9 protein-coding genes are annotated in these 11,810 nt (G+C 64.5%); 8 read left to right on the plus strand and 1 reads right to left on the minus strand.

Annotated elements, in window-relative coordinates; translation table 11 throughout:
• Positions 1-246 precede the first annotated feature (246 nt).
• Positions 247-822 carry a nucleotide exchange factor GrpE gene (gene grpE, locus ACB033_RS05830; RefSeq protein ID WP_005303011.1) on the minus strand — a complete coding sequence of 192 codons (576 nt, stop codon included), beginning with the start codon at positions 820-822 and terminating at the stop codon, positions 247-249.
• 266 nt (positions 823-1,088) lie between these two features.
• Here grpE and nadK point away from each other — a divergent pair, with 266 nt between their 5' ends.
• From nadK to ACB033_RS05870, 8 genes are all read left to right on the plus strand, one after another.
• The gene (nadK, locus tag ACB033_RS05835; RefSeq protein ID WP_005303013.1) at positions 1,089-1,973 is read left to right on the plus strand and encodes an NAD(+) kinase; all 885 of its coding nucleotides are present in this window, start codon (positions 1,089-1,091) and stop codon (positions 1,971-1,973) included.
• A 148-nt stretch (positions 1,974-2,121) separates the two neighbouring features.
• Positions 2,122-3,786, plus strand: a complete 1,665-nt coding sequence (gene recN / locus ACB033_RS05840; protein ID WP_139725926.1) for a DNA repair protein RecN — start codon at positions 2,122-2,124, stop codon at positions 3,784-3,786.
• A 602-nt stretch (positions 3,787-4,388) separates the two neighbouring features.
• Positions 4,389-5,282: a DHHA2 domain-containing protein gene (locus ACB033_RS05845; protein ID WP_371140397.1), complete on the plus strand. Its 894-nt coding sequence runs from the start codon at positions 4,389-4,391 to the stop codon at positions 5,280-5,282.
• 372 nt (positions 5,283-5,654) lie between these two features.
• Positions 5,655-6,095 carry a universal stress protein gene (locus ACB033_RS05850; protein ID WP_005303019.1) on the plus strand — a complete coding sequence of 147 codons (441 nt, stop codon included), beginning with the start codon at positions 5,655-5,657 and terminating at the stop codon, positions 6,093-6,095.
• 224 nt (positions 6,096-6,319) lie between these two features.
• The gene (macA, locus tag ACB033_RS05855; RefSeq protein ID WP_017780716.1) at positions 6,320-7,483 is read left to right on the plus strand and encodes a macrolide transporter subunit MacA; all 1,164 of its coding nucleotides are present in this window, start codon (positions 6,320-6,322) and stop codon (positions 7,481-7,483) included.
• Positions 7,480-9,423: a MacB family efflux pump subunit gene (locus ACB033_RS05860; protein ID WP_139725928.1), complete on the plus strand. Its 1,944-nt coding sequence runs from the start codon at positions 7,480-7,482 to the stop codon at positions 9,421-9,423. Before macA ends, ACB033_RS05860 begins: the two co-directional genes overlap by 4 nt.
• Positions 9,420-10,793: an efflux transporter outer membrane subunit gene (locus ACB033_RS05865; RefSeq protein WP_139725929.1), complete on the plus strand. Its 1,374-nt coding sequence runs from the start codon at positions 9,420-9,422 to the stop codon at positions 10,791-10,793. Before ACB033_RS05860 ends, ACB033_RS05865 begins: the two co-directional genes overlap by 4 nt.
• Positions 10,794-10,952: 159 nt before the next feature.
• On the plus strand, positions 10,953-11,759 hold the full coding sequence (locus tag ACB033_RS05870; RefSeq protein ID WP_139725930.1) for a siderophore-interacting protein: 807 nt from the start codon (positions 10,953-10,955) through the stop codon (positions 11,757-11,759).
• The last annotated feature ends 51 nt before the right edge of the window (positions 11,760-11,810 follow it).

Genomic DNA, 11,810 nt, shown 5'->3' on the forward strand with positions numbered 1-11,810 from the left:
TAAACTGGCGAGGGGCTCGCCTTAATGCGTTAACGGCTAGGTGGGGCCTGCCAATCTGGCTTTCAAGCTCCCGGCATCAAATTTTTTGTGCCGCCGTGGCCTTGCATCCTATATGGGGTCGCAAGTGGCCACTTCAAGCCCCGCCCTGCAAAAACCCCACCTTTTGTCATGGCCGGGCCATGACGCACCGCAGGGATACACAACAAAAAGCCCGCCAAGCGGCGGGCCTGGGCATCAAGCGCCGACTCAGTCGACGGCCTTGGATACCATGACCATGGCCGGACGGATCACGCGACCGTTCAGCTCGTAGCCTTTCTGCATCACGGCGATGACGGTGTTCGGCGCCACGTCGGCACTCGGCACCATGCTCATCGCCTGATGGGCGTTGGGGTCAAACGGCTGGTTGGTCGGATCCAGCGCCGCCAGACCGAACTTGGCCACGCCGCTCTGCATGGATTTCAGGGTCAGCTCTACCCCTTCGATCATCGGCTTGAGGGCGTCGTTTTCCTTGTCGGCCAGCTCGATGGCGCGCTCCATGTTGTCCAGCACCGGCAAGAGCTCGGCGGCGAACTTCTCCAGCGCGAACTTGTGCGCCTTCTCCACGTCCTGCGCCGCGCGACGACGCAGGTTCTCCATCTCGGCGACGGCACGAATGGCGCGCTCGCGCTCTTCGGCAGAGGCTTGCTGGGCAGCTTCCAGCTGCGCCTCCAGCTCGGCAATGCGGGCCTGCTCGGCTGTCACTTCACTGTCTACATCGGTCGGCTCGACTGGCTGGGCTTCCACTTGCTCCATCGCTTCAACCTTTTGTTCTTCGTGGTTCATGACATCTCCAATTGCGGGTTACTTATGAGGGCCCGCTCTCCGGTTGCGCGACCGGACGGCAACGGGCCGACTATGTTGGCGCTATTATGGGGATGGATCCCCGGCTTTCAAGGGGAAAAGGGTGCCATTATCGCCAAGGAGGTGACGCGACAGGCAATTTACGGCCTTTTCCCGCCCCATGGCACAAGCGGACACGCCGGCAGCAGACAAATCCCCCCCAAAGCGCGGTATACTCCCCCCAATACTCATCCCAGACCCGACAGACCATGGATTCTCCGTTCAAAACCATCGCCCTGATTGGTAAGCCCCACCACGAAGGGGCCAACCAGACCCTGACCGGCCTGCATCAATACCTGACCACCCGCGGCTTCCGGGTGCTGGTAGAGAGCCGGGTGGCCCACGCCCTCGGCATCATGGACGAGAACGTGATGGATCTGGTGCAACTGGGCCAGCAGGCGGATCTCGCCATCGTGGTCGGTGGTGACGGCAACATGCTGGGGGCGGCGCGGGTACTGTCGCGCTTCGACGTGGCGGTGATCGGGGTGAACCGGGGCAACCTCGGTTTTCTCACCGATCTCTCGCCGCAGGATTACCTGCTGCCGCTGGAGCAGGTGCTGTGCGGCCACTACAAGAGCGAGCATCGCTTCCTGCTGGAGGCGGCGGTCTATCGCCACGGCGAGCGCAAGTCCAACAACCTGGCGGTCAACGAGGCGGTGCTGCACCCGGGCAAGATCGCCCACATGATCGAGTTTGAGGTCTACATCGACGGCAGCTTCATGTACAGCCAGCGCTCGGACGGCATCATAGTGGCCACCCCCACCGGCTCCACCGCCTACTCCCTGTCGGCGGGCGGCGCCATCCTCACCCCCAAGCTCAACGCCATCACGCTGGTGCCCATGTTCCCGCACACCTTGAGCAGCCGCCCCATCGTGCTGGACGCCGACAGCGAGGTGCGGCTGCTGGTCTCGCCGGACAATCAGGACGACGCCATGCAGGTGAGCTGCGACGGCCAGGTGACCCTGGCGGTCCACCCGGGGGACGAGATCCTCATCAAGAAGAGCAGCCACAAGCTGCATCTGGTGCATCCGCTGGATTACAGCTACTTCCACGTGCTGCGCAACAAGCTCGGCTGGGGCAGCAAGCTGTTCTGATCTCCAGCCCTGCACTCCCTGTTTCTCACAAAACGGCCCCTGACGCGGGCCGTTTTGCATTCCGTCCCGCGGCGACATCTTTACTGTATGGAAAACCAGTATATACTGGATACATACACAGTAATGTTGGCCCATACAGGATGAGACCATGCTGACCCAGCTGACCGTCAACAACTTCGCCATCGTCAAGTTTCTCGAACTCGATCTGCAACCGGGCATGACCTGCATCACGGGTGAGACCGGGGCGGGTAAATCCATCGCCATCGATGCCCTGGGCCTGTGCCTGGGGGAGCGTGCCGAAGCCGGCATGGTGCGACCGGACAGTGACAAGAGCGAGGTCAGCGCCCGCTTCCTGCTGGATGGCAACCCGGCCGCTCGCGCCTGGCTGGCCACCAACGAGCTGGAAAACGAAGGGGAATGCATAGTGCGGCGGGTCATCTCCGCCGAGGGGCGCTCGCGCAGCTACATCAACGGCGTGCCCGTGCCCCTCACCCAGCTCAAGAACCTGGGCCAGCTGCTGGTCAACGTCCATGGCCAGCATGCCCACCAGATGCTGCTCAAGCCCGATTACCAGCTCGCCCTGCTCGATGGTTACGCCGGCCACCATCTGCTGCTCGATGAGGTACGCCGCCACTACCAGCAGTGGCGCCAGCTGCAGAATGAGCTCAACCGGCTCAAGGCCGAGCAGCAGCAGCGGGAGGCCCGCCGCCAGCTCATCGAATACCAGGTGCAGGAGCTGGATGAATTTGCCCTGCAACTGGGGGAGTTTGAAGAGATTGAAGAGGAGCACCAGCGCCTGGCCAACGGCACCGAGCTGATGCAGGAGTGCGGCGCCTGCCTGGATCTGCTCTATGACAACGAGGAGACCACCATCGCCGGTCTGCTGCAAACTGTCGTTGATCGGGCCGAGGGGCTGGTCGCCATGGACAGCCGGCTGGGCGACGTGCTCGGCATGCTCAACGAGGCCCTGATAGGGGTGCAGGAGAGTCACAGCGAGCTGCGCAGCTACCTGGACCGGCTGGAGCTGGATCCAGAGCGCTTCAACGAGCTGGAGAGCCGCCTCTCCAAGGCCATCAACCTGGCCCGCAAGCACCACGTCAAACCGGCCGAGCTGGCCCTGCACCATCAGGAGCTGGCCGCCGATCTGGCGCGCCTCAACTCAGACGAAGAGCGGCTGGAGGGGATGGAAGACGAGCTGACCGAGGCCCGCCAGGCCTTCGTGCAGGCCGCCGAGGCCCTGAGCCAGAGTCGCCAACGCTATGCCGAGGAACTCAGCGCCAAGGTGAGTGCCAGCATGCACGAGCTGGCGATGCCGGACGGCCGCTTCGCCATCGAGGTGCGCCCCGATGCCCAGAGCAGCCTGTCACCGCTCGGCATCGACCGGGTGGAGTTCATGGTCACCACCAACCCGGGCCAGCCCATCCAGCCGCTCGGCAAGGTGGCCTCCGGCGGTGAACTGTCGCGCATCAGCCTCGCCATCGTCGTCATCAGCGCCCGCAAGATCTCGACGCCGACCCTGATCTTCGATGAAGTGGACGTGGGGATCAGCGGCCCGACAGCGGCCGTGGTAGGGCGCCTGCTGCGCCAGCTGGGGGAATCGACCCAGGTGATGGTGGTCACCCACCTACCCCAGGTCGCAGGAAAGGGGCACCAGCACATGGTGGTGAGCAAGCACACCGACGGCAAGACCACCGAAACCCAGATGCAGGCGCTGGATCAAAGTGCCCGTCTCAACGAGCTGGCCCGTCTGCTGGGGGGCGATCAGATCACCGACAACACCCTGGCCAACGCTCGCGAACTGCTGGCCTGCTGAGGCAAAGGTCAGCCATCTGCACGCGGGGCCCACGTTGAGGATCAGGTTCCCCGCGTAACCCCGCCTGCTGGTGACGGCGGTTTGCTGCGCCGCGGCGGGTGCATCATCACCATGCCGCCGTTGCCGCATTCTGGAGAGCTCACCCCCCGAGAGATCACTTTCTGGCGGTTTGAATGGTCACGGCCTGCCTGGCCGGATCGAAGCCTCATAGCTTCTCGCTCATACCGAGACACGGCCTAATCTCCTTGCTTGCCCATCCCCCTATCCACCTCTTGCAGCGTGAACCTTGCGGCCAGGGGCGATCCCCCGGCGCTTGCCACACAGCTATCTCCTTCCTCCTGTCTCCCTGTCCGAATTTGCCTACCTGCCCTAATCTGCTGCCCAGGTCTGCCTCCCTACCCAGCTCCAAGACGATTCAGCTGCAGGAGTGCGCCCCCCTTTTACAACAGGGTCTCGCCCGCCGCAGGGCGGCCTGCGCTGGTTGCCATCAGCGGGGACGGCGCATAGAGTGAATCCAGAGCGGGGGCAAGCCCCCTGTTTTCCCGTTTGTCCCGCATACCTGATCTTGACTCAGGTACGTCATCAACCACAGGAATGGCACCATGCTCCACGTGTTTGGCCACAAGAATCCCGATAGCGACAGCATCTGTACCGCCCTGGTGGCTGCCGACTGGCTCAATCGCCAGGGCCGCCCTGCTCAGGCCTATGCCCTTGGCGAACCCATTGCGGAAACCCGCTTCATTCTGGACACCGCCGGCGTCACCGCCCCGCCCCTGCTGCAGGGCAGCGTGGCCAACAAGCAGGTGTTCCTGGTGGATTTCAGCGAGCTGGAGCAGGGGCCGGAGGGGCTGGCAGAGGCGGACGTGCAGGGCCTCATCGACCACCACCGCATCGGCACTCTCATTACCCGTGGGCCGCTCGATGCCTGGATCCGGGCCGTGGGCTGCAGCGCCACCGTGCTGCTGGAGCTGATGGGTTACCATACCCTCTCCCGCGCCCAGGCTCGCCTGCTGCTCGGGGCCATCATCAGCGATACCTTCAGTCTCACCTCGCCCACCACCACGGCGCGCGATCGCGCCGCCGTCCATGCCCTGCTGCCGCTGGCGGATCTGGCGCTGGAGCCCTTTGCCCAGACCCTGCTGGAACGCCGCACCCAGCTCGGTGACGCCCCCATGGCCGAACTGCTCGCTGCCGACGAAAAGGCGTATCGGATCGCCGGCTACCAGCTCTATGTCAGCCAGATCTGCGTGATGGATCCAGGTCAGTTGCACAGCCGGCAGGCGGAACTGGAACAGGCCATGCAGCTGCGGCAGGCAGAGGATGGGCTGGATGCCTATGTCCTGATGCTGACCGACCTGGCTCAGGGGGGCAGCCAGCTCCATTTCGCCAGCAACGGCATCCTGCCCGCCCACCCTATCCAGCTCATTGGCGCCGTCAGTCGCAAGAAAGAGGGGCTGCCCTGGCTGACGAGCTATCTGGCGGGCAAGCCACGCTGACCCGGCGAGTCCCGCTTCACGCCGGACTCACCGTTCTGCTCACCCGTCCCACCCACTCTCTTGTTATCTTGCCGTCTGCCAGCCAACACAGTCCGGCATGGCTCCAGAGAGGGGCCAATCCCGGCTTTGCTCACACTTTTGACGGCTCGCACGTCATTTGCCCGTCCAGCCCCGCGTTTCCTTCATTTTCCATTCAACTCAGTCTGTTATGATGATGTAAACGAACATGCCCTGGCGCTGCATCAGCGACACCCGCTGACGCCTGCAGCCACAGAGACAGGTTCGTGCTATGCGACACATAGCGGGTACACAGTGTTCTGGGACAGGCCATTTGTCCCGGGTGGCCCGCACCATGCCAAGGGAGAACTGCTTATGACCTCAACCAATATCGTGCTGTTGCTGGAAGGCAAGGATTACGAGCAGGAGACGCTGGCCAAAGCGAGTCAATTGGCACAAGGAATGGGGGGCGAGCTCACCCTGCTGCACCTGACCCACAGCAGCAAGATGCGCCGCAACAGCCTGTCGCTGTCGGAAGAGGAGCGCAGCGCCCAGGGTACGCTGGACGCCAAGGCCATCATCAGCGAGCTCATCACCACCCTGCAACACCCGGTGGATTACCAGTGCCTGGTGGTCGATGACGTGGTGCCCGACCTGAAACGCTGGCTGGCCACTCACCCGATGGATCTGCTGCTGGTCGGCAGCCGCCACCACTGGATGGAGGGCTCCCTGGCCCGCCTGCTTATCTACAAACTGCCGCTCGACATCCAGATCTGCCACGAGCCCTACGCCGAACAACTCAAGGCCGTCGGCTGACGACCGACCCCCGCCGACTCAGGCCGGGTACCCGAATGACCTCCCGCAGCGGGCTTTTTCACCCGCTGCCCCCCACCCCGTCTGCTCGCCAGGAAGCCCAACTAGGGCACGCTAGTGACAAGACTATCTACATGTTTTCTTACATATTCATCACTGTTTTTTGAGCCTCGTTTGCTGCAGGATGTTGCCCTTGCACGCCTTCGTTCGCTTCTTTCAGGTGAAAAATGAACATCACTCCCAAGCAGAGAAAAATTGCCCTGCTCGCCCTCGTGCCTGTGCTCGCCATCGGCTGGTTGGCCTGGCCGAGCAAGGCTCCCGAGCCGGTACTGACCGCCGAGGTGACCCGCCAGGACGTGGAGCAGACCGTGCTGGCCAGCGGTGTGCTGCAGGCCATCGAGCAGGTAGACGTCGGTGCCCAGGTCTCGGGCCAGGTCACCTATCTGGCGGTAGAGGCAGGTCAGAAGGTCAAGCAGGGAGACCTGCTGGCCGAGATCGATCCGCTGATCGCCCAGAACAACCTCAAGACCGCCGAGGCGGATCTCGCCAGCCGCCGCGCCCAGCTCAAGATCAAGCAGGCCCAGCTCAAGCAGAACGAGCTGAGCTGGCGTCGCCAGCAGCAGATGTTCAGGCAGGAGGCGAGCTCGCGCGCCGATCTGGAAAGCGCCGAAGCCCAGCTGGCCGTGACCAGAGCCGAGCTGCAGGGGGCATTGGCTGAAGTCGACAATGCCCAGATCAAGGTGGAGCGAGCCAAGACGGAGCTCGGCTACAACCGCATTCAGGCGCCCATGGATGGCACCGTCGTCAGCATAGTGACCCGCCAGGGGCAGACCCTGGCCGCCAGCCAGACGGTGCCGACCCTGCTCAAGCTCGCCAACCTGGAGACCATGACGGTCAAGGCGCAGATCTCGGAAGCGGACGTCACCCGGGTCAAGGCCGGCATGCCGGTCTATTTCACCCTGATGGGAGATCCGGACACCCGCTACCATGGCACCCTGCGCACCGTCGAGCTGGCCCCCACCAACATCAATGAGCAGGCCACCAGCACCACGGCCACCAACAACGCCGCCGTCTACTACTACGCCCTGTTCGACGTGCCCAACCCGGATCACACCCTGCGGGTCGCCATGACCACCCAGGTCACCATAGTGCTCGGCGAGCGCAAGCAGGTGCTGACCATTCCGCAGACCGCCCTTGGCAAGAAGCTCGGGGAGAACGAGTACGAGGTCACCCTGCTCAAGGAGGATGACCAGAAGGAGACTCGCCGCATCAAGACCGGCATGAAGGATGACATCAAGGTGGAGGTGGTCAGCGGCCTGAGCGAACAGGAGAAGGTCACCCTGAACCAGGGTTCGCCGGTCAGTGGCAATGACGTGGAGATCATGCTGTGAGCGAGCCTCTGATCCAGCTCAAGGGGATCGAGCGCCGCTACCAGAGCGGAGAGCAGGAAGTGACCGTGCTCCACCCCCTCGATCTCGCCATCGAGGCGGGAGAGATGATCGCCATCGTCGGCGCCTCCGGCTCCGGCAAGTCGACCCTGATGAACCTGCTCGGCTGCCTCGATCGGCCGAGCAGCGGCCAGTACCTGTTCCGCGGCCAGGACACCGCCACCCTGGACGCCCTCTCCCTCGCCAGGCTGCGCTGCCACCACTTCGGCTTCATCTTTCAGCGCTACCACCTCTTGCCGCACCTCAATGCCGCCGCCAACGTGGAGATCCCGGCCGTCTACGCCGGCACACCGCGAGCCGAGCGCCAGGCCCGCTCGCAGGCACTGCTGGCGCGACTGGGGCTCAGTGAGCGCAGCCATCACACCCCGAGCCAGCTCTCCGGCGGCCAGCAGCAGCGAGTGAGTATCGCCCGGGCGCTGGCCAACGGCGGCGAGGTGATCCTGGCGGACGAACCCACCGGGGCCCTCGACAGCCAGAGCGGCAAGGAGGTGATGGCCATCCTCAGGGAGCTGCACGCCCAGGGCCACACCATCATCCTGGTGACCCACGACATGGAGGTGGCCAGCCACGCCGACCGGATCATCACTCTCAAGGATGGCCGGGTGCAGGAAGACAGCGGCCGCAAACCGGCCGCCGCCCCCGTGACCCCGACCGCCGCCCCCGCCGGCAAGGAAGGGGCAGGCCACGACTGGGATCGCTACCGGGAAGCGGCACGCATGGCGCTGCACGCCATGCTGGCCCACCGCATGCGCACCTTCCTCACCATGCTCGGCATCATCATCGGCATCGCCGCCGTGGTGAGCGTGGTGGCGCTCGGCCAGGGGGCCCGTGCCAAGGTGATCGACCAGATCAATGCCATGGGCACCAATACCATCGACATCTTCCCCGGCAAGGATTGGGGGGACGAGAAGGCCGCCAGCATCCAGACCCTCAACAAGCGGGATCTCGACGCCATGCTCGGCCAGCCCTACCTGGAAGGGGCCAGCCCCCAGATCGCCGCCTCCGGCCAGCTGCGCTATCGCAACAAGACCAACAGCGGCAGCATAGTCGGGGTCGGCAGCGACTTCTTCCGGGTCAAGGGGATGAAGCTCACCAACGGCCGGCTGTTTGACGAACGCGACATCCAGAACCGGACCGCGGTGGCGGTGGTGGACGGCAAGACCATAGAGAGCCTGCTCGGCAAACAGGATCCCGTCGGCCAGGTGGTGCTGGTCGGCACCCTACCGGTGCGCATCGTCGGCGTGGTGGAAGAGGAGACCGGGTTTGGCCGCAGCGGCCAGTCGGTGAACGTCTGGCTGCCCTACAGCGCCGTGATGAGCCGCCTCATCTCCCAGAACCACTTCAGCCAGCTCACCATCCGGGTCAAGGACGGGGTGCAACCGGCGCTGGCCGAACAGGCCGCCATCGAGCTGCTGACCCAGCGCCACGGGGTGAAGGACTTCTTCACCTTCAGCAGCGACAGCATCATCAAGTCGGTGGAGAAGACCACCGCCACCATGACCCTGCTGGTCTCCGCCATCGCGGTGATCTCCCTCATCGTCGGCGGCGTCGGGGTGATGAACATCATGCTGGTGTCGGTGGTGGAGCGCACCCGCGAGATCGGCATCCGCATCGCGGTCGGTGCCCGCCAGTCGGACATACTGCAGCAGTTTCTGATCGAAGCGGTGATGGTGAGCCTGCTGGGGGGCATGCTCGGGGTGGGGGTCTCCCTCTTCATCGGCCTGCTCTTCTCCCTGTTCGTGGAGAGCATCCAGATGCACTTCTCGCTCTTTTCCATCCTGATGGCGTTTGGCTGTTCCTCGCTCATCGGGATCCTGTTTGGCTATCTGCCCGCCCGCAATGCCGCCCGGCTCGATCCGGTCGAGGCGCTGGCGAGGGAATGACGATGTACCACTTATCCAAACTGGGGCTCTGCCTCACCCTGGCGCTCGGCCTCGGCGCCTGCAGCCAGCAGAGCAGCTATCAGCGGCAGGAGCTGGCATTGGCCGACCACTGGCAGCAGCCGGAGGACGGTCTCACCCGCCAGCTGGCCGGCCCCTGGTGGCAAGGCTTCCACGATCCCGAGCTCAATCGGCTGATCGAGGCCGTGCTGGCTGCCAACCCGGACATGCAGGTCGCCGGCCTGCGCCTGCGCAGCGCTCTGCTCAGTGCCGATCTGGCCGACACCAACCTGACTCCCTCGCTCGATGCCAGCCTCGGCGGCAATGGCACCAAGAATCTGAAGAGCGGCAAGAGTGAAGGCAGCATGGGCCCCTCCCTGACCCTCGGCTACGAGGTGGATCTGTGGGGCAGGCTGGCCTCGGTGCGGGATCAGGCGAGCTGGGAGGCCGAGGCGTCCGCCCAGGATCTGGCCGCCACCCGCCTGATGCTGATCGGCAAGGCGCTCGAGCAATATTGGCAGCTGGCCTACCTCGGCTCGGCCATTTCCCTGGGCCAGCAGCAGCTCGCCAACTATGAGCGCGCCGAGCAGCTGACCCAGGCCAAGTACCGGGCCGGCGCCGTGACTAGGCTCGATCTGGTGCAGGCCAGCCAGCAGAAGGCCGGCAAACAGGCGGAGCTCAGCTCGCTTCTGATGCAGCAGGAGCAGGCCCGCAACGCCCTGCGCCTGTTGCTCGGTCGCAGCAGCGGTCCGCTGGCGTTCGAACCCAAGGCGCTGCCGACGGCCGCCATCCCCACCCTGGCAGTCGGCATTCCGGCCGACGTGCTGGCGCGGCGTCCCGACGTGCGCGCCGCCGAGCTGCGCCTGCGCAAGACCCTGGCGAAGGGGGACGAGATCCGCACCGGTCTCTACCCCACATTGAAGCTGACCGGCGGCGCCAACAGCAGCTCGGACACCCTGACCCAGGTGCTGCAAAACCCGGTGGGCACACTGGGCGCCTCGTTGGCGCTGCCCTTCCTCGAGTACAACAAGACACGGCTCGCCATCGCCGGCGCCGAGCTCGATTACCAGATAGCCGAAGCTGAGTTTCGCAAGCAGCTCTACGGCGCGCTGGTGGAGGTGGAGGATGGTCTGACCGCCCGCCACCACGGCGAGCAACGCCTGAGCTACCTGGCCGAGCAGCTGGACTTTGCCAAAGAGGCGGAGCGGCTGGCGAGAGCCCGCTACCAGGCTGGCGCCACCGGGGTACAACCCTGGCTGGATGAGCAGAACCGGCTGTGGGACGCCGAGCTCGCCCTGCTCGGCCAGCAGAAAGAGCAGCTCAACACCATGGCCAGGATCTACAAGGCGCTGGGGGGCAGCGATCGCCCCTGAACCCAGCCCCCTCGCCCCATGGCGAGGGGGGCTATTTTCTGCACGCCACTGCACTCCCCTTCGTTTTTCCCTATCACTCTCTGACCCGCCACACAAACCAATTGATAATAATTTTCATTTAATGAAGAATGGGCGCCATTATCAGTCAGGAGTATGCCCATGTCCCAGTCCGCCCCGGTCAATCGCCCCCGCCTGCTCACGGTCAAGCACATTCAGGATGTGAGCCCGCACCTGCGCCGGATCTGCCTGACCAGCCCGGAGCTCGCTGACTACCCCTTCACCTGTGGCGGTGCCCATATCAAGATCATGCTGCCCCAGCCGGGCCAGGCCCATGCCGTGCTGCCCACCCCCACCCCGCAGGGACCGCGCTGGGAAGACCCGAGCCAGCGTCCCATCATGCGCACCTTCACCATTCGTGCGTTTCGCCGCGAGGAGCTGGAGCTGGATATCGACTTCGCCCTGCACGATGATGGCGGCCCCGCCAGCCGTTTCGCCAGCCAGGCCAAGCCCGGCGATCTGCTGGCCATCTCGGGCCCCGGTGGCCCGGATCCCATGCTGCAACCGGCCAGTTACTACTACATGGTGGGGGATCTCACCGCCCTGCCCGCCATCAGCGCCATGATTGAGGTGATGCCTGCCGATGCCCGCGGCCACATCGCCCTGCTGGTGCCCTATCAGGAAGATGTGCAGGATCTGTCGCTGCCCGCCGGGGTAAGCCTGCGCTGGTTTGTCGGCACCCCCGAGCAGACGGCACCACTGGTGGAATACTTCACCGCCCTGCCGCTGGAGGAGCAACAGAGCTACTTCTGGTTTGGCGGGGAAGAGGGCTTGGTGGTCCCCATGCGCCGTCACGTACGGCGCACGCTCGAGGTGGATCGCACCCGGGTGTACGCCGTGCCCTACTGGCGCCACGGCAAGGATGAAGAGGCCTATCACCATGCCCGTCACGACGTGATGGACAGCTAAACCAGCTGATTTTGTCCTGAAATATCAAGCCCATGGCCTGCCGGTCATGGG

Source organism: Aeromonas sp. S15(2024) (assembly GCF_041402265.1).
GTDB classification, from domain to species: Bacteria; Pseudomonadota; Gammaproteobacteria; order Enterobacterales; family Aeromonadaceae; genus Aeromonas; species Aeromonas dhakensis.